At 72.6% G+C, this 19,305-nt stretch carries 24 protein-coding genes and 1 riboswitch; of the genes, 15 read left to right on the forward strand and 9 right to left on the reverse strand.

The features are described 5' to 3' along the window. Positions 1-2: 2 nt before the first annotated feature. From J2X26_RS18835 to J2X26_RS18860, 6 genes are read left to right on the forward strand one after another with little or no spacing between them, the layout of a single operon-like run. Positions 3-482, forward strand: a complete 480-nt coding sequence (locus tag J2X26_RS18835; protein WP_307494237.1) for a Na(+)/H(+) antiporter subunit C — start codon at positions 3-5, stop codon at positions 480-482. Further along, a complete protein-coding gene (locus J2X26_RS18840; RefSeq protein WP_307494238.1) occupies positions 479-2,023 on the forward strand; it encodes a Na+/H+ antiporter subunit D in 1,545 nt (514 codons plus the stop codon). The genes J2X26_RS18835 and J2X26_RS18840 overlap by 4 nt, the downstream gene beginning before the upstream one ends. Continuing rightward, positions 2,020-2,571 carry a Na+/H+ antiporter subunit E gene (locus tag J2X26_RS18845; RefSeq protein WP_307494239.1) on the forward strand — a complete coding sequence of 184 codons (552 nt, stop codon included), beginning with the start codon at positions 2,020-2,022 and terminating at the stop codon, positions 2,569-2,571. The genes J2X26_RS18840 and J2X26_RS18845 overlap by 4 nt, the downstream gene beginning before the upstream one ends. Beyond that, positions 2,568-2,981 carry a monovalent cation/H+ antiporter complex subunit F gene (locus J2X26_RS18850; RefSeq protein ID WP_307494240.1) on the forward strand — a complete coding sequence of 138 codons (414 nt, stop codon included), beginning with the start codon at positions 2,568-2,570 and terminating at the stop codon, positions 2,979-2,981. Before J2X26_RS18845 ends, J2X26_RS18850 begins: the two co-directional genes overlap by 4 nt. Beyond that, positions 2,978-3,379 carry a monovalent cation/H(+) antiporter subunit G gene (gene mnhG / locus J2X26_RS18855; RefSeq protein WP_307494241.1) on the forward strand — a complete coding sequence of 134 codons (402 nt, stop codon included), beginning with the start codon at positions 2,978-2,980 and terminating at the stop codon, positions 3,377-3,379. Before J2X26_RS18850 ends, mnhG begins: the two co-directional genes overlap by 4 nt. An 18-nt stretch (positions 3,380-3,397) precedes the next feature. Next, entirely contained in the window at positions 3,398-4,846 is a 1,449-nt protein-coding gene (locus tag J2X26_RS18860) for a phytoene desaturase family protein (protein ID WP_307494242.1), read from the forward strand. 9 nt (positions 4,847-4,855) lie between these two features. On the opposite strand, the gene J2X26_RS18865 is transcribed toward J2X26_RS18860, so the two are convergent. Further along, on the reverse strand, positions 4,856-5,143 hold the full coding sequence (locus tag J2X26_RS18865; protein WP_307494243.1) for a DUF4235 domain-containing protein: 288 nt from the start codon (positions 5,141-5,143) through the stop codon (positions 4,856-4,858). Between the two features lie 87 nt (positions 5,144-5,230). Next, a riboswitch (TPP riboswitch) is annotated at positions 5,231-5,348 on the forward strand. 55 nt (positions 5,349-5,403) lie between these two features. Between J2X26_RS18865 and J2X26_RS18870 the strand changes: the two genes are divergently transcribed. The 4 genes from J2X26_RS18870 to J2X26_RS18885 are packed head-to-tail and all read left to right on the forward strand — an operon-like array spanning position 5,404 to position 9,990. Beyond that, the gene (locus J2X26_RS18870; RefSeq protein ID WP_307494244.1) at positions 5,404-6,426 is read left to right on the forward strand and encodes a thiamine ABC transporter substrate-binding protein; all 1,023 of its coding nucleotides are present in this window, start codon (positions 5,404-5,406) and stop codon (positions 6,424-6,426) included. Between the two features lie 2 nt (positions 6,427-6,428). Further along, positions 6,429-8,165 carry an ABC transporter permease gene (locus J2X26_RS18875; RefSeq protein WP_307494245.1) on the forward strand — a complete coding sequence of 579 codons (1,737 nt, stop codon included), beginning with the start codon at positions 6,429-6,431 and terminating at the stop codon, positions 8,163-8,165. Then, positions 8,159-9,148 (forward strand): ABC transporter ATP-binding protein, encoded by a 990-nt coding sequence (locus J2X26_RS18880; protein ID WP_439897875.1) that lies wholly within the window; start codon positions 8,159-8,161, stop codon positions 9,146-9,148. The genes J2X26_RS18875 and J2X26_RS18880 overlap by 7 nt, the downstream gene beginning before the upstream one ends. A 50-nt stretch (positions 9,149-9,198) precedes the next feature. Further along, positions 9,199-9,990, forward strand: a complete 792-nt coding sequence (locus J2X26_RS18885; protein ID WP_307494247.1) for an SRPBCC family protein — start codon at positions 9,199-9,201, stop codon at positions 9,988-9,990. On the opposite strand, the gene J2X26_RS18890 is transcribed toward J2X26_RS18885, so the two are convergent. Continuing rightward, entirely contained in the window at positions 9,977-11,080 is a 1,104-nt protein-coding gene (locus tag J2X26_RS18890) for a GNAT family N-acetyltransferase (protein ID WP_307494248.1), read from the reverse strand. The two genes, J2X26_RS18885 and J2X26_RS18890, sit on opposite strands and share 14 nt — an antisense overlap. Positions 11,081-11,148: 68 nt before the next feature. On the opposite strand from J2X26_RS18890, the gene J2X26_RS18895 reads away from it, so the two are divergent. Both J2X26_RS18895 and J2X26_RS18900 read left to right on the forward strand, forming a co-directional pair. Then, positions 11,149-11,781, forward strand: coding sequence for a hypothetical protein (locus J2X26_RS18895; RefSeq protein WP_307494249.1), 633 nt, complete (start codon positions 11,149-11,151; stop codon positions 11,779-11,781). Between the two features lie 182 nt (positions 11,782-11,963). Beyond that, the gene (locus J2X26_RS18900) at positions 11,964-13,211 is read left to right on the forward strand and encodes an Nramp family divalent metal transporter (protein ID WP_307494250.1); all 1,248 of its coding nucleotides are present in this window, start codon (positions 11,964-11,966) and stop codon (positions 13,209-13,211) included. Positions 13,212-13,411: 200 nt separating this feature from the next. Here the strand turns inward: J2X26_RS18900 and J2X26_RS18905 are convergent, their stop codons facing one another. From J2X26_RS18905 to J2X26_RS18930, 6 genes are all read right to left on the reverse strand, one after another. Next, on the reverse strand, positions 13,412-14,359 hold the full coding sequence (locus tag J2X26_RS18905; protein WP_307494251.1) for a hypothetical protein: 948 nt from the start codon (positions 14,357-14,359) through the stop codon (positions 13,412-13,414). A 233-nt stretch (positions 14,360-14,592) separates the two neighbouring features. Next, positions 14,593-15,903 (reverse strand): RNA polymerase sigma factor, encoded by a 1,311-nt coding sequence (locus J2X26_RS18910; RefSeq protein WP_307494252.1) that lies wholly within the window; start codon positions 15,901-15,903, stop codon positions 14,593-14,595. Continuing rightward, positions 15,900-16,127, reverse strand: a complete 228-nt coding sequence (locus J2X26_RS18915) for a hypothetical protein (RefSeq protein ID WP_307494253.1) — start codon at positions 16,125-16,127, stop codon at positions 15,900-15,902. Before J2X26_RS18915 ends, J2X26_RS18910 begins: the two co-directional genes overlap by 4 nt. Next, complete coding sequence (locus tag J2X26_RS18920; protein WP_307494254.1) at positions 16,124-16,522, reverse strand: YciI family protein; 399 nt, start codon at positions 16,520-16,522, stop codon at positions 16,124-16,126. The genes J2X26_RS18915 and J2X26_RS18920 overlap by 4 nt, the downstream gene beginning before the upstream one ends. A gap of 78 nt (positions 16,523-16,600) precedes the next feature. Continuing rightward, complete coding sequence (locus tag J2X26_RS18925; RefSeq protein ID WP_307494256.1) at positions 16,601-16,951, reverse strand: YciI family protein; 351 nt, start codon at positions 16,949-16,951, stop codon at positions 16,601-16,603. Further along, the gene (locus tag J2X26_RS18930; protein ID WP_307494258.1) at positions 16,948-17,313 is read right to left on the reverse strand and encodes a YciI family protein; all 366 of its coding nucleotides are present in this window, start codon (positions 17,311-17,313) and stop codon (positions 16,948-16,950) included. The genes J2X26_RS18925 and J2X26_RS18930 overlap by 4 nt, the downstream gene beginning before the upstream one ends. A 110-nt stretch (positions 17,314-17,423) precedes the next feature. Between J2X26_RS18930 and J2X26_RS18935 the strand changes: the two genes are divergently transcribed. After that, the gene (locus J2X26_RS18935) at positions 17,424-17,714 is read left to right on the forward strand and encodes an ArsR/SmtB family transcription factor (RefSeq protein ID WP_307494259.1); all 291 of its coding nucleotides are present in this window, start codon (positions 17,424-17,426) and stop codon (positions 17,712-17,714) included. Further along, a complete protein-coding gene (locus tag J2X26_RS18940) occupies positions 17,714-18,109 on the forward strand; it encodes a VOC family protein (RefSeq protein WP_307494559.1) in 396 nt (131 codons plus the stop codon). The genes J2X26_RS18935 and J2X26_RS18940 overlap by 1 nt, the downstream gene beginning before the upstream one ends. Here J2X26_RS18940 and J2X26_RS18945 read toward each other — a convergent pair whose 3' ends face one another. Continuing rightward, positions 18,110-18,475 carry a YciI family protein gene (locus J2X26_RS18945; protein WP_307494260.1) on the reverse strand — a complete coding sequence of 122 codons (366 nt, stop codon included), beginning with the start codon at positions 18,473-18,475 and terminating at the stop codon, positions 18,110-18,112. 97 nt (positions 18,476-18,572) lie between these two features. Here J2X26_RS18945 and J2X26_RS18950 point away from each other — a divergent pair, with 97 nt between their 5' ends. After that, positions 18,573-19,280: an SDR family NAD(P)-dependent oxidoreductase gene (locus J2X26_RS18950; protein ID WP_307494261.1), complete on the forward strand. Its 708-nt coding sequence runs from the start codon at positions 18,573-18,575 to the stop codon at positions 19,278-19,280. Positions 19,281-19,305 lie beyond the last annotated feature (25 nt).

The raw sequence follows: 19,305 nt of genomic DNA on the forward strand, positions 1-19,305 counted from the left end.
ACATGAGCCCGAACATCGTCCTCGTCGTCACCATCGGCGTGCTGTTCGCCGCGGGCGTCTACCTCCTGCTCGAGCGGAGCCTGTCGCGCGTGCTCATCGGCGTCATCCTCATCGGCAACGGCGCGAACCTGCTGTTCCTGGTGGCGGGCGGTGCGGCAGGGCGACCCCCGATCGTCGGGGCCGAGCCGGAAGGGCAGATGAGCGACCCGCTGCCGCAGGCGATGGTCCTGACCGCGATCGTCATCACGCTCGGCATGACGGCGTTCCTGCTCGCGATGGCCTACCGGTCGTGGCAGCTGCACCGGCACGACGAGGTGCAGGACGACGTCGAGGACCGGCGCATCGCACGCCTCGCGGCGGTCGACGAGCGTGCCTTCGCCGACCTGGACACGGAGGTCGCCGCCGGGACCCTGGACGAGGAAGCAGCCGAGGCTCGCGACGAGACCGATCAGGGTGCGCCCGCGAGGGAGGTGCACCCGTGACCGACTACACCTGGCTCGTCCCGCTCCCCGTCGTCATCCCGCTGTCCGCCGCCGGCCTGGCGCTCGCGCTGTACCGCCGGCCGAACGTGCAGCGGTTCGTCACGGTGGTTGCCCTCGCGCTCGTGCTCGTCGCCAGCGTGGCCCTGCTCGTGCTCGCCGACGACGGCCCGCTCGTCGTGGACGTCGGCGGCTGGGCGGCCCCCGTGGGCATCGACCTGGTGGCGGACCGGCTCTCGGCGCTCATGCTCACCATCTCCAGCGCGGTCACGCTCTGCGTCCTCCTGTACTCCCTCGCGCAGGGCAGCGAGGACGACGAGGAGTCCGCGCCCGTCTCGATCTACCACCCGACCTACCTGGTGCTGACGGCGGGCGTGGCCAACGCGTTCCTGTCCGGCGACCTGTTCAACCTCTACGTCGGATTCGAGATCCTGCTCGCCGCCAGCTACGTCCTCATCACGCTCGGGGGCACGGGCGAGCGGATCCGCGCGGGGACCATCTACATCGTCGTCGCGCTGCTGTCGTCGGTGCTGTTCCTCGTGGCGATCGCGATGATCTACGCGGCCACGGGCACCGTGAACCTGGCGCAGCTCGCCCTGCGCCTGCCCGAGATCGACCCCGGCGTCCGGCTGGTGCTGCAGGTGCTGCTGCTGCTCGCGTTCGCCATCAAGGCGGCCGTCTTCCCGCTGTCCGCGTGGCTCCCGGACTCCTACCCGACCGCCCCCGCGCCGGTGACGGCGGTGTTCGCGGGCCTGCTGACCAAGGTCGGCGTGTACGCGATCATCCGCACGCAGACGCTGCTGTTCCCCGACGGCAGGCTGGACGACGCCCTCATGTGGGCGGCGCTGGCCACGATGGTGATCGGGATCCTCGGCGCCGTCGCGCAGGACGACATCAAGCGACTGCTCTCGTTCACGCTGGTCAGCCACATCGGGTTCATGGTGTTCGGCATCGCCCTGGCCACCGACCTCGGGTACACCGCCGCCATCTACTACGTCGCTCACCACATCACCGTGCAGACCGCGCTGTTCCTGGTGGTGGGCCTGGTCGAGCGCGCGGGCGGGTCGACGTCCCTGACCAAGCTGGGCGGTCTGGCCAAGCTGACCCCGCTGCTCGCGATCCTCTTCTTCGTGCCCGCGATGAACCTGGCCGGCATCCCGCCACTGTCCGGGTTCCTGGGCAAGGTCGGGCTGCTCGAGGCCGGTGTACAGATGGGCACCCCGCTGGCGTACGTCCTGGTCGTCGGCAGCGTCGTGACGTCGCTGCTCACGCTCTACGCGCTGGTCAAGGCGTGGAACAAGGCGTTCTGGCAGACCCCCGAGGAGCCGCGCCCGCCGGTGCGCCTGCCCTTCGGGATGGTTGCCCCGACCGCAGCGCTGATCTGCGTCGGCCTGCTGCTCACCGTCGCGGCCGGCCCGCTGTACGCCTACACCGAGCGCGCCGCCGTCTCCCTGACCGAGCGCACCCCGTACGTCGACGCCGTGCTGCCCGACGGCGAGCGCGGCCAGGGCGTGTCCGACGACGTGGCGGAGGAGCAGCCGTGAGCCTGCACCCGCGCCGGCACCGGTGGCGCACCCAGTGGGCGACGGTCGTCTGGCTGACCGTCGTGTGGGTCTTCCTCTGGGGCGACCTGTCCGTCGGCAACGTGCTGGCCGGCCTGCTGATTGCGCTCGCCGTGACCACCGGGCTGCGGATGGCGCCCATCGATTTCCACGGGCGCTTCCGTCCGCTGGGCTTCCTGAGGCTGTTCGGCCGGTTCGCGGTCGACGTGGTGAAGGCGTCGTTCGAGGTCAGCCTCATCGCGATCCGGCCCCGGTACGTGCCGCACGGCGCGGTGATCGGCGTGCAGCTGCGCAGCCACTCGGACCTGTACCTGACCCTGACCGCGGAGCTGTCGTCGCTGGTCCCGGGCTCTCTGGTGGTCGAGGCGCACCGCCTCACCGGGATGCTCTACCTGCACGTGCTCGACGTGCGGCAGAGCGGTGGGATCGAGGCGGCACGTCAGTCGGTGCTGGACCAGGAGGAGCGGGTGCTGCGGGCGTTCGCGTCGGACGAGGAGCTGGTCGCGGCCGGCCTGGGGGTGCGCGCATGACCGTCGTCGTCTGGGTCTGCGGGATTCTCCTCACCGTCGGGGCGGTGCTGGCCGTCATCCGCGCGGAGAAGGGTCCGTCGATGCTCGACCGGACCATCGCGCTCGACATCGTGGTGACGACGATGATCGCGGCCGTCGCGCTGTACGCCGCGATCGAGCGCCGCACCGACGTGGTCCCGATCCTGGTGGTGCTGTCGCTGGTCGGCTTCGTCGGGTCGGTGACCATCGCGCGGTTCGCGGCGGTCGAACCCGAGGGCGAGGGCCGCGTGCGCACGCGCGAGGAGATCGCCGCCCAGGAGGCCGAGCGGATGGACGCCGAGGACGAGGCCGAGGGCTCACGCCGGACAGGACGACGCGAGGGGTACGACGAGCACCACGGTGGCGGCGCCGAGGGGGAGGTCCGAGGATGACGCAGGACCAGTGGACGACCGTCGCCGACGTCGCCTCGGCGGTGTGCCTGCTCGGCGGGGCGTTCCTCGCGTTCGCGGCCGGTGTCGGCGTGCTGCGCTTCCCGGACCTGCTGGCGCGGATGCACGCGGGCACCAAGCCGCAGGTGCTCGGTCTCGCGCTGGTGCTCATCGGCCTGGCCCTGCGGCTCCGGTCCGGCGGCGCGGTGTGGGCGCTGGTGCTCGTGGCGGTGTTCCAGATGCTCACCGCACCCGTGGCGGCGCACATGGTCGGCCGCGCCGGCTACCGGACGGGCAAGGTCCGCAGCGACCTGCTGGTGGTCGACGAGCTGACCAGCGACCAGGAGCGCGCGCAGGCGCGGGACCAGGGTCGACCCGACGACGACGAGCCCCGAGACTGAGGGGCAGAGGAGGACGCGATGACGCGACCGGACGTCGTGGTGGTCGGCTCAGGCCCCAACGGGCTCGCCGCCGCCGTCACCCTCGCGCGCGCGGGCCTGCGGGTGACCGTCCTGGAGTCGCAGCCGACCGTCGGCGGCGGCGCACGCACCCTCGACCTGGGTCTCGCCGACGGCATCACCCACGACATCTGCTCCGCCGTGCACCCGATGGCGTGGGCGTCCCCGTTCTTCGCGAGCTTCGACCTGCGGTCCCGCGGGGTCGAGCTCCTGGTGCCCGACGTGTCGTACGCGCAGCCGCTCCCCGACGGGAGGGCAGGGGTGGCGTACCGGGACCTGGAGCGCACGGTCGAGAAGCTCGGCGTCGACGGTGCAGTCTGGCGGTCGCTGGTCGGCGGCGACCCGGCCGCCGCGGTGAGGGTGGCGCTGTCCGACAAGCGGTCGGTGCCGGTGGTCGACCCCCGCGCCGCGCTGCGGTTCGGGCTCGGCATCCTGGAGCAGGGCACGCGCGCGTGGGACCGCCGGTTCGTCGGCGACGTCGCCCCCGCGCTGCTCACCGGTGTCGCGGCGCACGCGATCTCGCGGCTCCCGTCCGTCGCGGCCGCGGGCACTGCGCTCCTGCTGGGCACCCTCGCACACGCCGAGGGTGGCTGGCCCATCCCGCGCGGCGGCTCCGGGGCGATCACCGCCGCACTGGTGCGCGACCTCGAGGCGCACGGCGGGACCATCCGCACCGACCATCGGGTGCGCAGCGAGGCCGACCTGCCGATCGCGCACTGCTACGTGTTCGACACCACCCCCCGCACCCTGGTCGACGTGCTCGGCCACCGCATCCCCCCGCGAGCGCGCGACGCGTTGGCCGCGTTCGAGTACGGCGACGCGGCGGCCAAGGTCGACTTCGTGCTCGACGGTCCGGTGCCGTGGACGGTGCCCGACGTCGGGCGGGCCGGCACCGTGCACGTCGGCGGCACGCGCGCCGAGATGGCCCGCGCGGAGAACGCGGTCGCGCGCGGCGAGCACGCGGACCTGCCGATGACGCTGGTCAGCGACCCGACCGTCGTCGACGCGACGCGCGAGGTGAACGGGCGGCGACCGCTGTGGACCTACGCGCACGTGCCGTCCGGGTCCGACCGGGACGTGACCGAGACCGTCACCCGGCACATCGAGCGGTACGCGCCGGGTTTCCGGGACGTCGTCGTCGCGTCCCGCTGCACGCCCGCGGCCCGCCTGAGCGACCACAACGAGAACTACGTCGACGGCGACATCTCCGCGGGCCGCGCCAGCATCGGCCAGCTCTTCGCGCGGCCGACCCGACGCCTCGACCCGTACTTCTCGGGCCGCGCCGGGGTCTACCTGTGCTCGGCGTCGACCCCGCCCGGACCCGGCGTGCACGGCCTCGGCGGCTGGTACGCGGCGAAGCGGGTGCTGCGCGAGTTCGGGATCATGGCGCCGCCGAGCCTGGCGCCGTAGTCCGTCGCGTCAGTCCATCGGGTTGAGGTCCGGCCCGTCGTCGACCTGCGCCGTGAACCGCGCGGTCCCGCGGGTGGCCAGCACCCGGGACATCGCGACGAGCGCCCCGGTGATGGCCGCGGCGGCGACGACCTCGGCCAGGCCGGCGTCGCCCTGGTCGTCGGCGGCCGGGGGCTTGTGCCCGGTCTTCGCCTTCCACGCCAGCGCGAGCACCTTCTGGACGACCAGGGCGGCGAGGAACGCGGCGCCTGCGCCGATGATCTTCGCGACGATGGAGTTGGTCTGCTTGTCGGTCACGGGGAGCCTCCGGAGGTGGTGACGGGGTCTGCGACGACCGTAGCCCGGCGCGGGGCCGTGCGCTGCCCCACGGCGGCGTAGGATCGCCGCGAACGACAGGGGAGCGTCGGATCCGCAGGGGTCTGGACGCTGAGAGTGCGGACCACCGCAGACCCTCGAACCTGATCCGGTTGATACCGGCGTAGGGAGTCGGGCTTCTCAGCCCTCGCAGGTGAGCCTGCGACGGCCCCCTCCTTTCCGACCAAGGAGGAGCATCACCCATGGCGAGGATCCACTCGCTCATCGCAGTCGCCGGCGTCATCGCCCTGGCCGGCTGCTCGGCCATCGGCACCGACGACGCCGCCCCCAGCGCGTCGGCCGGCACCGTCACGCTCGTCACGCACGACTCGTTCGTGCTGTCCGACGGACTCCTCGAGTCGTTCGAGGAGGAGTCCGGTCTCGCGGTCGAGGTCGTGCAGCCGGGCGACGGCGGCGCGCTGGTGAACCAGCTCGTGCTCACCAAGGACGCCCCGCTGGGTGACCTGGTGTTCGGCATCGACAACTCGTTCGCGTCGCGGGCCGTCGACGAGGGCGTCGTCGCGCCGACCGAGGCGCCCGATGCGTTCGAGGGCGCCCTCGTGCCCGTCGACTACGGCGACGTCTGCATCAACGTCGACCACGCCTGGTTCACGGCCCAGGGGCTCGCGGAGCCGGTCACCCTCGAGGACCTGACCAAGCCCGAGTACAAGGACCTGCTCGTCGTCCCCAACGCGGTGACGTCGTCGCCGGGCCTGTCGTTCCTGCTGGCGACGGTCGGCGCGTTCGGCGAGGACGGCTGGGTCGACTATTGGACCGCGCTGAAGGCGAACGGCCTGAAGGTGGCCGACGGCTGGTCCGACGCGTACTTCACGGACTTCTCCGGCGGGGGCGGCGGCGGGCCTCGCCCGATCGTCCTGTCCTACGCGTCGTCGCCCCCGTCCACGGTGCCCGAGGGCGGCACGGAGCCGACGACCGGCGCCCTCCTCGACACCTGCTTCCGGCAGACGGAGTACGCGGGCGTCCTCGAGGGTGCGGCGAACCCGGAGGGCGCGCAGGAGCTGCTCGACTTCCTGCTGTCCGACGAGGTCCAGGACGACATCCCGGTCTCCATGTACATGTACCCCGTGAGCCCGACGGCCACGCTCCCCGAGGAGTGGACCGCGTTCGCACCCCTGGCGACCGACCCGTTCGAGGTCTCTCCGGAGGACATCAGCAAGAACCGTGAGGCGTGGCTGGCCCTCTGGTCGGAGACGGTGATCGGCTGACCATGTCCGTCTCGACGCTCACCCGACCCGACGTTGCTGCAGCGTCGGGTCGGGGGCGTGTCGTGGTGTTCTGGTCGGCTGCGGTCGCTCTGCCCTTGATCTTCTTGGGCGTCTTCTTCGCCTGGCCCGTGGCGGTGATGATCGCGAAGGGGTTCGTCGTCGACGGGCAGCTGGACCTCAGCGGCTTCGCGGACGTGTTCTCGCGACCCCGCACGTGGCGGATCGTCGGGCTGACGGTGGCGCAGGCGACCCTGGGGACCGCGCTGAGCGTGCTGCTCGGGGTACCCGGCGCGTACGTCCTGTACCGGCACACGTTCCGGGGGCGCACCTTCCTGCGGGCGTTCGTGACCGTGCCGTTCGTCCTGCCGACGGTTGTCGTCGGCGTGGCGTTCCGGTCGTTGCTGGTCAGCGGCGGGCCGCTCGGGTTCCTGCACCTCGACGGCACGTTCGCCGCGATCGTCGCCGCGCTCGTCTTCTTCAACTACGCGGTCGTGGTGCGCGCCGTCGGCGGGCTCTGGGAGCGGCTCGACCCGCGGGCGGAGCAGGCGGCGCGGGCGCTCGGCGCGTCGCCGTGGCGGGCGTTCGTCACGGTGACCCTGCCCCAGCTGACGCCGGCCATCGCGTCGGCGGCGTCGCTCGCGTTCCTCTTCTGCGCGACCGCCTTCGGGACCGTGCTCGTGCTCGGCGGCCTGCAGTTCGGGACCATCGAGACCGAGATCTGGATCCAGACGACGCAGTTCCTCGACCTGCGGGCGGCCGCCGTGCTGTCCGTCGTGCAGCTCGTGGTCGTCGCGGGGACGCTGATCGTCGCGGGCCGTGCCCGGTCGCGCCGGGAGCAGGCGCTCGGGCTCACCCTGCCGTCCGCCTCCGTCCGGCCGCTCCGGCTCCGCCGGCCCGCCGGCATGCCGACCGGCGACGGGCACGCGCTCACCCTCGTCGCCACCGCCGTGACCGCCCTCGTCGTCCTCCTGCTGGCCCTGCCCCTGGTCAACCTGGTCGTGCGGTCGCTGCGGACTCCCGACGGCTGGGGGCTCGACCACTACACCGCGCTCGGCACCACCGGCGGGTCGCTCACCGTGACGGTGTGGCAGGCCACGCTGAACTCCCTGCGGGTGGCGCTCGACGCCACGGTGATCGCGCTGGTCGTCGGCGGGCTCGTCGCGCTCGTGGTGTCCCGACGGCCACGCCGCGCGGTCGGCCGCCGCGCCGTCGCCGGGCTCGACGCGCTGTTCATGCTCCCGCTCGGTGTGTCCGCGGTGACCGTCGGGTTCGGGTTCCTGCTGTCCATGCACCACCCGTTCGGGCTGCCCGTCGACCTGCGGACCAGCCCGCTGCTGGTGCCGATCGCCCAGGCGGTCGTCGCCGTGCCGCTCGTCGTGCGGGTGGTGCTGCCGGTGCTGCGCGCGATCGACCCGCGTCTGCGGGAGGCGGCCGCGACGCTCGGCGCCACGCCCGGTCGCGTGCTGCGGACCGTGGACCTGTCGATCGCCGGCCGGTCCCTGGGCCTCGCCGTCGGGTTCGCGTTCGCCGCGTCGCTGGGGGAGTTCGGTGCCACGTCGTTCCTCTCCCGCCCCGACCGGCCGACCCTGCCCGTCGTGATCTTCCGGCTCATCGGCCGGCCCGGTGCCGAGTCCTACGGCATGACGCTCGCCGCGTCCGTGGTCCTCGCGGTGCTCACCGCGGGGATCGTCGCGGCCTGCGAACGACTGCGCGCCCCCGGCGCCGGAGGTGAGTGGTGAACGGTCTGTCTCTGCGGGACGTCGTCGTCCGGTACGGCTCGGTCCCGGCCGTCGACGGGGTCTCCCTGGACGTGGCGCCCGGCTCCGTCGTCGCACTGCTCGGACCGTCCGGCTGCGGCAAGTCGTCGCTGCTGCGTGCGGTCGCCGGCCTCGAACCGCTGGCCGGCGGCACCGTCTCGTGGGACGGCACCTCGCTCGTCGGCGTGCCCGTGCACCGGCGCGGGTTCGGGCTGATGTTCCAGGACGGGCAGCTCTTCGCGCACCGGACGGTCGGCGGGAACGTCGCCTACGGCCTCCCCGCCCGGTCCGGCGCGCGCGTCGCGTCTCTGCTGGAGCTGGTCGGGCTCGCCGGGTATGAGGACCGCGGCATCGCCACTCTGTCGGGCGGCGAGCGTCAGCGCGTCGCCCTCGCCCGCGCGCTCGCCCCGGCACCCCGGCTCCTGCTTCTCGACGAGCCCCTGTCCGCCCTCGACCGTGCCCTGCGCGAACGCCTCGCCGTCGACCTACGCGCCGCGCTCGTCGCCACCGGCACCACCGCGGTGTTCGTCACCCACGACCAGGACGAGGCCTTCGCCGTCGCCGACCGCGTCGCCGTCATGGCCGCCGGCCGGCTCCTGCAAGTCGACGCACCCGCGGACCTCTGGGTCCGGCCGGCCTCCCGCGAGGTTGCCGCGTTCCTCGGCTACGAAGCCTTCGTCCCGCTCGACAGCCCCGCCGCGGCGCCCCTGCGCGACGCCCTCGACGTGCCGCCGTCCGGCGCGACCCTCGCGCTCGCGGAAGGTGCGTTCGTCGTCGGGCGCACCGGCGTCGCCAAGGGCACCGTCCGCGGGGTCTCGTCGCGACGAGGCCGGTCCGAGGTCCGCGTCGACGTCGACGGGATCGGCGTGGTCACCGCGCTCGGGCCCGTCGGCGGACGCTGGGCGGTCGGCGACGTCGTCGAGCTCGGCGTGGAACCGGACGCGCTCGCGGTCCTCGACGCCTGATCGCGGTCGGCGCCCGACCGGACTACGGTCGGAAGCATCAGGTCGAGCAGGTGAGCACCGAGGTGATGGCGATGACGCTGGAGCTCCGTGAGGTCGTGTCGGTCGACATCCCCGCGCCCCTGTCGAAGGTCTGGGCCTACCTGCGAGATCCGGCGCTGGTGCGCCGCTGGTACGGGTGGGACCACGACGGTCTGGAGGCCGAGGTCCGCGCCTTCGTCGACACCGCGGTCGAGAAGCAGGACGTCGTCGGCGACGCGACCATCCACACCCTGAGCTGGCCGCACCACGACAGGCTGACGCTGCGGTCCGCCGCGCACGAGCCCCACCGCACGCACCTGACCGTCACGCGACGCAGCCACCAGGGCATGGCCACGTTCGACGGCGTGCGCGACGAGACCGACGAGGGCTGGATCGCGTACGCCCACCAGCTGCAGTTCGCGCTGACCGTCCACCCCGACCAGGACCGGCGGACCCTGTCCGTGTTCGGGCTGCCGTCCGGCGACCGCACCGACCGGCTGCTCGACCGCGCCGGTCTGGTCGGCATCCGCGGCGTGCCCATCGGCGGGCACGTCCAGGCGCGCCGGCCCGACGGGACCCTGCTCGGCGGCACGCTCGTCTACGAGACGCCGCTCCAGCTCGGCCTGCGCCTGCACGGCATCTCCGAGATGTACCTCGTGCTCATGGAGACCCCCGCTGCGCACACCCCGCCGCACGGCACCGTCGACGCGATCCTGTCCACGTACGGTCTCGACGACGTCACGTTCGAGCAGGTCCGCGAGCGCTGGTCGCGCTGGTGGGAGATGGCCGTGCCGCGCCGGTCGTCGCGCGTCAGCTCAGCTTGAGCTGCCACTCCCCGGAACCGCCGGCCGGGCGGAAGCCCAGCGCCACGTTGATGGAGAGCATGTAGGAGTTCTCCTCGGCGTTCCACGTGCCGACGCGCCGGATGGTCGGCCGCTCGGCCGCGAGGCGCTGCAGGTTCGCCGTCTTGACCAGCATGCCCAGGCGCTTGCCGCGGTGCTCCTTGATCACCAGCGTGTCGTCCTGGTGCACGAACTCGTCGCTGTTGGGCACCGCCATGAAGCAGGTGAACGCGGCGAGCGTGTGCGTCGGGACGTGCTCGGCGGCCAGCACCAGCAGCTCGAGCTCCCGCTCCTGGTACTGCTTCTCCGTGACCCGGACCCGCTCGGCGTCCCAGACGTCCTCCTCGAGGTCGAGACCACCGAGGGGCGCGTCCGTGCTCATGCGCGTGTTCAGCAGCGCGTACTCGTCCACCCACTCCTCGGGCGCGTGGCTGAGCCAGCTCACCAGGCGGTAGTCGGGTCCGGCATGGGCCTCGGCCTCGGCGCGGTGCTTGGCGACGAGGTCCGCGTCGAACGGCAGGTCGAACACCGAGTAGCGCTCGACCTGCTCCAGCGCGAAGCCTCGCTGCAGCAGGAAGCGTGAACCGGCGGCATCGGCCTCGACGCGTCCGACGCCCGTCGTCGCGGCGAGCGTGCCCGGACCCTCCGGCGGCTCGACCTGCTGGTCCGTGGCCGCCGTGACGGTGGCGCGGCCCGCGTCGCGGACCAGCGTGAGGACCGCGTCGTAGAGCGATGCCCCGACGCCCCGACGGCGCTGCGCCGGTCGCACACCGATCTCGATGCCCGCCGTGTGCGTGTTGTCCTGCAGCGGGAGGTTCACCATCGCGTAGCCGAGGACGCGGGCCGGGTCGGGGGCGTCGTGCTCGTCGTCGGCGACCGCGACCAGGCGCGGCTTGGAGACGTACCGCTGGTCGTGCATCGAACCCAGGACCTCCGTGGCGGTCCGCTCGAAGTCGCGGTTGCCCCACGCGTCGAGCAGCACGTCGTTCATCGCGTCCGTATAGCCGTGCAGGAGCCACGCCCCCTCAGGCGTCTCCGAGACCGGCACCTCACGGATCGACCACGTCGTCATGACCTCCACCATCCGCCTGTCGACCGTCCGTGGCGAACCCTTTTCCGGGCCGTCGCTACTCTCACGAGATGGTGTGGTTGGAGATCGTCGGCTGGGCCGGCTCGCTGCTGGTCATCGTCTCGCTCACGCAGGCGCGGGTGCTGCGCTTCCGGGTGCTGAACCTCGCCGGGGCCGTGATCGCCACGGCGTACAACACGATCGTCGGCATCTGGCCGTTCGCCGTGATGAACGGGGTCATCGCCGTCATCGACGTCTACTGGCTGTTCCGGCTGCACCGCGAGCGGCACGACGCGCAGGTCTACGGCGTCCTCGAGGTCCCCGCCGACGACTCCGTCCTGCGCCACCTGCTCGACACGCACGCCCCCGACATCGCCCGGTTCCACCCCGCCTTCGCCGCCGCCGACCCCGCCCCGTCCGCCGCCTTCGTCGTCGTGCGCGGCGACGAGCTGGTCGGGGCCGTCGTCGTCCGGTCCGCCGGGGACGGCGTCGGCCGGGTCGACCTCGACTACGTGACGCCCCGGTACCGGGACTTCACGCCCGGCGAGTTCGTGTACCGGGACAGCGGCGTGTTCGCCGCGCACGGGTTCCGTCGGCTGGTGGTCGGCGGGTCGCCCGCGCCCGAGTCGCGCGCGTACCTGGAGCGGGTCGGGTTCCGGTCGACCTCCGACGGCTGGGAGCGCGAGGTCCCGACGGCGGCCTGACGATCGGTCGCCGCCGCTCCCGCCGTCCGTCCGTCCGCGCACTGCGCGCACTCGCGCGCCGGGCCTCATGTCGTCGGGCGGCGCTTCGCCTGGACCCTGCTCGCGGTCCGTGTCGCGGACGCCCGCGTTCCGTACGTCCGCTAGCATGAGTTCGGACGACCGAACTTTCTCGAGGGTGAGCCATGATCAGCAGCGCGACGGACGACGCCGTACAGCTCGCTCCACCGCGTCCTCGTCGCGCCCCGCTCCTGCTCGGTCCCGCGTTCGTCGCCGCGATCGCCTACGTCGACCCGGGCAACGTCGCTGCCAACCTCACCGCCGGTGCGCGGTACGGCTACCTGCTGCTGTGGGTGCTCGTCGCGGCGAACGCGATGGCCGTCCTCGTCCAGTACCAGTCCGCGAAGCTCGGCCTGGTCACCGGCGACTCGCTGCCGGGGGTGCTCGGGCAGCGGATGCGCCGCACCCCGCGGCTGGCGTTCTGGATGCAGGCCGAGGTGGTCGCGGCGGCCACCGACATCGCCGAGGTCGTCGGCGGTGCCATCGCCCTCAACCTGCTGTTCGGCGTCCCGCTGCCGCTCGGCGGACTGATCGTGGGCGTCGTGTCGCTGCTCCTGCTCGCCACGCAGAACCGGTACGGGCAGCGGCGGTTCGAGCACGTCATCATCGCCCTGCTCGCCGTCATCACCGTCGGGTTCCTCGCTGGCCTGTTCGTCTCGCCGCCCGACGCCCGCGGCGTCCTGTCCGGTCTGGTCCCGCGCTTCGACGGCACCGACTCGGTCCTGCTCGCCGCCTCGATGCTCGGCGCCACCGTCATGCCGCACGCCATCTACGTGCACTCGGCCCTCGCCCGCGACCGCCACGGCCGCACCACGGGCTCGACGCTCCTGGAGATGCTGCGGTCGACCCGGTGGGACGTCGGCATCGCGCTGGCCATCGCGGGCGCCGTCAACATCGGCCTCCTCCTGCTCGCCGCGTCGGGCCTGCGCGGTGTCCCCGGCACCGACTCGATCCCCGGCGCGTACGACGCGATCGCCGACGCGCTCGGCATGGGCATCGCGATCGCGTTCGCCATCGGCCTGCTCGCCTCCGGCCTGGCGTCCACGTCCGTCGGCGCCTACGCGGGCGCGACGATCATGGAAGGGCTGATCCACCGCCGGATCCCCCTGCTGGTCCGCCGCGTGGTCACCCTGATCCCCGCGATCATCCTGCTGGCCGTCGGCGCCGACGCCACCTGGACCCTGGTCCTCTCGCAGGTGGTGCTCAGCTTCGGCATCCCGTTCGCGGTCATCCCCCTGGTCGCCCTGACCCGCAACCGCACGGTCATGGGCTCCCACCGCAACGGCCCCTGGCTCCACGCCACCCTGCTCCTGGTGGTCACGCTGGTGGTCGCCCTGAACGTCACCCTCCTGATCCTCCTGCTCCTGGGCTGACGGGTTCGCCCACCCGTCTGCGTCCAGCTCACGCTCACGCGGCCGTCGCCGACCACGCGCTCGCTCCGGCGCCGCACTCGTTGGTTGGCGCCGAACTCGTCGATTGGCACCGAACTCGTCGGTCGCAACGGACGAGTTCGACCGCAGGCGACGAGTTCGACCGCAGACGACGAGTTCGGCCGCGTGGCGAGGTCGATCGCTCAGCCGCGAAGGGCTCGGCGTGGACGGAGCGCGGTCGTCGAGCCGGCGGGGATCAGCTGCAGGATGCGACGGGTGAGGGTCGTGCCGCGCAGGTCCTCCTTCGTCACGCGAAGGACTCGCCAGTCGGCCTCGAGAAGGGCGTCATGACGTCGTTTCTCCCGAACGAACTCGTCGGTCGCGCGTCCGTCGTACTTGCCGCGCCCGTCGTACTCCAGCGCCAGTCGCCACTCCTCCCAGCCGAGGTCGCACCAGAACGTTCCGAGCCGTGTCACGACCGGCACCTGTGTCTGCGGTGGCGGGAGGCCGTCCCTCAGGATCACGAAGCGGGCGGCCGACTCGCCGGGAGAGTCGGCCCCGTCGTCGGCGAGCGAGATCACCGCTCGTGCGCGCGTCACACCGCGCCGCCCGGTCCGGCTCGCCAGGACGCGTTCGATCACCTCCCGATCCGCTCCAGCTCGGAGCGCTGCATCGGCGACGACGAGCCCCTGCATCGCAGGGAGGGTCGACGTGCAGTCGACGACGGTGAGTTCCAACGACGTCACCGGCAGGCCGCCAAGGACAGCGCGCTGGTCCTCCGGAGGCACGACGGGGTGGTGCCGCACGGAGGGGTCTCGGCTCGAGCTGGCGGTGTGCCGCTGCATGAGGTGCGTCCGCGTCGGGGTGATCCACAGCGGCAGACCCCAGAGCAATGCGGCCGACTCATGGCTGAACCAGTGCGCGGCGACGAGCCGATGGTGGACGCCCACGATCCGACCGAGAGCGACGGAGAGGGATCGGTCTGGATTGTCGACTGGCTCGCCCGGCAGGTATACGCCACGGGCGATCCGCTCCCACGAGCCGGACGAGCGCCGCGCCCGCAGCACGTCGGCCGGGTTGTTGCGGGCAAGGTGCACGGTCGGCAGGACCACGGGCGGAGGTCCGGAGCGATCCGTCGGTCGTCGTGGCATGGCGGCACCCTCGTCGAAACATCGAGCCGCCACGGGCACTGCCACCACCTCTGTGGACGCACCTCGAGGGCGTGCGGCGGTGGGCGGATCGATCCGGTCGCCGAACTCGTCCCTCCCACCTCGCGCTGGACCCGACGCGCTGAGCCCGTACCGCCCGAACTCGTCGGTTGCGGCCGAACTCGCGCGTTCCAACCGACGAGTTCGGCCGCAACCGACGAGTTCGGCCGCGACCGCTAGCGCGTCGACGACTCCGGTGGCACTGGGGTGGTGTCTTCCAGGTCCGACAGGCGGGACTCCAGGTGGGTGCGTTCGGTCGGGTTGGTGACCAGGGACAGCGCTGCGCGGTAGGCGGCTGCTGCTGCGGTCGGGTGGCCGGCGCGGCGGAGGAGCTCAGCGCGGACGGCGGGGACCCGGTGGTGGCGGGGGAGGGCGTCGTCGAGGCCGTCGAGCAGCTGCAGACCTGCGTCCGGGCCGGACGCCTCGGCCACGGCGACAGCGCGGGCCAGCCGGACGACCGGCGATCCGGTGAGCGCCTCGAGCTGCGCGTACAGGTCAGCGATGACGGACCAGCGGGTGTCGGCCGCCGTCGGCGCGGTGGCGTGCTCGGCAGCGATGAGCGCCTGCAGCCGGTACTCCGTCGCGAGCCGGCTCTGATGGCCGGACGGAGCCGCCGTCGACCCGGGACCGGCGGGTGCGAGGGACTCCAGGAGCGTCACGCCCTCGGTGATCTCGTCGCGGTGCCAGCGGGTGCGGTCCTGGTCCGGGAGCAGGATCAGTGCGCCGGTCGCGTCGAGGCGGGTGTCGCGGCGGGAGTGCTGCAGGAGCAGGAGGGCGAGCAGGGAGCGGACGACGGCGCGGTCGGGCAGCAGGGAGTCGAGGACGCGCAGGAGGCGGATGGCCTCGTCGCCGAGGTCGACGCGCAGGGGGACGTCGCCGACCCCGGGGTGGTACCCGGAGGTGAAGGCGAGGTAGACGACGGTCGCGACGACGTCGAGGCGCTCGTCCAACCGCGAGGCGGCGGGTGTCGCGAAGGGGATGCCGGAGGACGCGAGCCGCTTCTTGGCGCGGGTCATCCGGGCGGCCATGGTCGACTCCTGGACGAGCAGGAGCCGACCGATCTCGGTGGTGGTGAGGCCGACGACGAACCGCAGGGTCAGGGCGACGCGGTCGTCGGGAGCGATGGCGGGGTGGCAGCAGGCGAAGATCAGCCGGAGCTGCTCGTCGGCCACGTGGGCGCCGGGGTCGACGACGGCCGCGGCGGCGGCACGCATCTCGTCGTCGACGACCATCAGGGGTTCCTTCTTCCGTTGGACCGCCTCCGAGCGGAGGCGGTCGAGCACGCGCCGGCGCGCGGCTGTGAGCAGCCACGCGCCGGTGTTCGTCGGGACGCCGTCGACGGGCCAGTGCCGCGCGGCGGCCTCGAAGGCGTCGGAGACGGCGTCCTCGGCCAGGTCGGGGCGTGCGAACTGGCCGATGAGCAGCCCGATGAGCCGCGACCAGTGGGCCTGCCAGGCGTCGGCGAGGGCGTCGTCGGACACGGTCACGCGACGGGCCGCACCTCGAACGTGCCCGACGCGGGCAGCTGGTCCAGGACCACGTCGAGGTCCGACGCCTCGAGCACCTGGATGCCGGTCAGCGCCGACGCGGGCCCGTCGAACGTCCCGTCGCGCAGTGCGCGGTCCTGCACCGAGGTCGCCGTGTCCACGGGACCCAGTGTGATGCCGGCGGGCAGCACCGCGGGGCCGAACGCGAGGACGACGAACCTCACGAGGCGGTCAGAGCGTCGGCGCCGTTCACGGGGACGCCGTCCTCGAACCGTTCGGTCGGCCGGATCTCGGCGGTCTCGCCGTTGAGGACGAGCGCGGACACCGCCTCGGTCAGCGCGTCGAGCGTGGTGCGGGCGACCAGGTAGAACCCGGCCACCTGCTCCGCCGTCTCGGCGTAGGGGCCGTCGGTGACGACGACTCCCGCGCGCCCGTCGGACCGCAGCGACCGCGCCCGGGCGGCCGCACCGAGGGCCCGGGTGGCGACGATCTCCCAGCCCTGGTCGGCGCAGTGCCGGTGGAACCCGCTGTGAGCGGCCCACGCGCGCTCGGACTCCTCGGCGGTGAGCGCGGCGGCGCGGGCGTCGTCGCGGTAGAGGATGACGGTGAACTCGGCCATGTCAGCTCCTGCTGATCGGGGGACGCCTGGTGCGTCCCGCTGCCCCGATGACGCGCGGCTCGCGACGGGATCGACAGTTCACATCTGGGCGATCTCGCGGACCTCGATCGTGTACTCCGGCAGGAGCATCGCGTGCTTCAGCACGGCCTCCCTGCTGGGCGCCGTGACCAGGTAGAAGCCGCCGAGCTGTTCGACGGTCTCGGCGAAGGGGCCGTCGGTGATCTCCGCGTCGTCGCCGGCCCGCCGCAGGGTGACGGCCGTGGTCACGGACTGGAGCGCCTCGCTCGCCAGGAACGTCACGCCGAAGTCGGCGGCCCGGTCGTCGTAGTCGCCGTGCTGCCGGTAGTACTCCGCCTTCGTGGCCTCGTCCGCGTTGTCCCAGTCACCCTCGGTGGCGTACATGAGGAGGATGAACGTCTGGAGGCTCATGCGTCGTGCACCACGGTCGGGCGCAGCTCGATCCCGCCGCCGTCGGTCAGGAGGTGCTCGCCGGCGAGCCGGGCCAGACCCTGGACGTCGTCGGTCTCGATGACGTAGTAGCCGCCGAGGTGCTCGGCCAGCTCGACGTACGGTCCCTCGGTGATCGTGAGCTCGCCGTCCTCGGGTCGCTGCACGGTGACGGAGTTCTTCGAGAACCCCAGCTCGTCGCCACCGAGGATGCGGTAGCCGCGCTGCTCGCACGCCTCCGAGAACGCCCCGTGCTCGCCCATCGCACGCTCCTGGACCTCCGGTGACGCGTTCTCCCACATGTCTTCGTCGCCCCAGAGCAGGACTGTCCACCGGTCTGTCATGACGTCATCTCCCTCATGCGTCCACTGTGCCTGTCGGGGTGATGACGCGCGAGGGTTCCGGAAATCGACAGACCTTGACAGGCAAGTGCGTGCTTGCCTATACATGACGGGTGGCAGCCGACATCTACAAGGCTCTCGCCGACGCCACCCGCCGCGCGATCCTCGACGAGCTGCAGGACCGCGACGGGCAGTCGCTGTTCGAGCTGTGCACGCGGCTGACCATGCGGCACGGGCTGGGGTCCACCCGGCAGGCGGTCTCGCAGCACCTCGAGGTGCTCGAGGACGCCGGCCTGGTGACCGTCCGTCGCGAGGGCCGCTACAAGTTCCACCACCTCGACACCGGACCGCTGCGGCAGATCGCCACCCGCTGGCCCGTCCCCGACGAAGGAGTCTCCCCATGATCCGCATCACCGTGACCAGCGTGTTCGTCGACGACCAGCAGAAGGCCCTCGACTTCTACACCGACGTGCTGGGGTTCGTCCTGAAGAACGACATCCCCCTCGGCGGCGACGACCGCTGGCTGACCGTCGTCTCCCCGGCCGTCCCGGACGGGGTCGAGCTCCTCCTCGAGCCCAGCGGGCACCCCGCCGTCGGTCCGTACAAGGCGGCGCTGGTCGAGGACGGGATCCCGGCGACGTCGTTCGGGGTCGACGACGTCCAGGCCGAGTTCGAGCGGCTGACGGCGCTGGGGGTGCGGTTCGTGCAGGAGCCGACCGACCTGGGACCGGTCATCGTCGCGGTCCTCGACGACACCTGCGGCAACCTGATCCAGCTCGCGCAGCTGACCTCCGCCTGATCAGAGGCCCTCCGGGGGAGCGATCGACTCGCGGATCTCGGCCACCTCGCCCGTGCCGCGGATCAGCTCGCCGACGAGCGAGGTGAGCCCGTCGACGTCGTCCGTCTCGATCCGGTAGAAGCCCGCGAGGACCTCGGTCGGCTCGGCGAACGGGCCGTCGGTCACGGACGTGCGGCCGTCCCGCAGGCGCACCACGCGCGACACCGAGTGGTGGAGCTCGGCGCTGTCGCAGATGACGTGCCCGCCGTCGGCGCAGGCGCGTGCGAACTCCTCGTGCACGCGGTGGCCGGGGATGCGGTCGGGGGCGTCGTCGCCGTGCCAGACGGTCTGGTCGCCGTACAGCGCCACGATGTACTCGGTGGTCATGGTGATCCCTCTCGTGCTCGTCGTCGGTCGGTCGTGCCCATGACGCACGCCGCTCGTCCCGATCGACAGAGTCGCACGCCGGTGATTCGGTAGGGCGATGAGAACTGCGGTGGTGACGGGCGGCGGGACAGGGATCGGACGCGCGGTGGCGCGCAGGCTGGTGGCCGACGGGGACGACGTGGTGATCGTCGGCCGACGTCGTGACGTGCTCGAGGAGGCCGCCGCGGGAGCGATGCGGGTCGAGGTCGCCGACCTGCGCGACCCGGCCGAGGTGGCGGCGCTCGCGAAGCGCTTGGGCGCGGTCGACGTGCTGGTGCTCAACGCGGGCGGCTCGCTCGAGAAGCGGGACGACAGCCTGCAGGCGACGGCCGACCTGTGGGTCGACGAGTTCCGCCTGAACGTGCTGACGACGGTCCTGCTCGGTGAGGCGCTGCTGCCGGCGATGCCGCGACCGGGTGGGCGCATCGTCGCGATGAGCTCGGTGGCCGCCCTGCGCGGTGCGGGGTCGTACGGCGCCGCGAAGGCGGCGATCAACTCCTGGGTCACGGGGACTGCCGCCCGGGTGGCAGCCGACGGGATCGCCGTGAACGCCGTCGCGCCGGGGTTCGTGCCCGACACCGAGTTCTGGGCGGGTCGGCTCGACGACGCCGAGTACGCGCGCCGGCTGGCCCGGGTGCCGATGGGTCGGCCGGGGTCGGTCGAGGAGGTCGCCGCCGCCGTCGCGTATCTGGCGTCGCCGGACGCGGGCTGGACCACAGGTCAGGTGCTGGGCGTGCACGGCGGGGCGGTGCTCGCGCGGCTCTGAGAACGAGCGTGTATCGCTAGGGGTT

Source organism: Cellulomonas humilata, from assembly GCF_030814415.1.
Classification (GTDB): domain Bacteria; phylum Actinomycetota; class Actinomycetes; order Actinomycetales; family Cellulomonadaceae; genus Cellulomonas; species Cellulomonas humilata_A.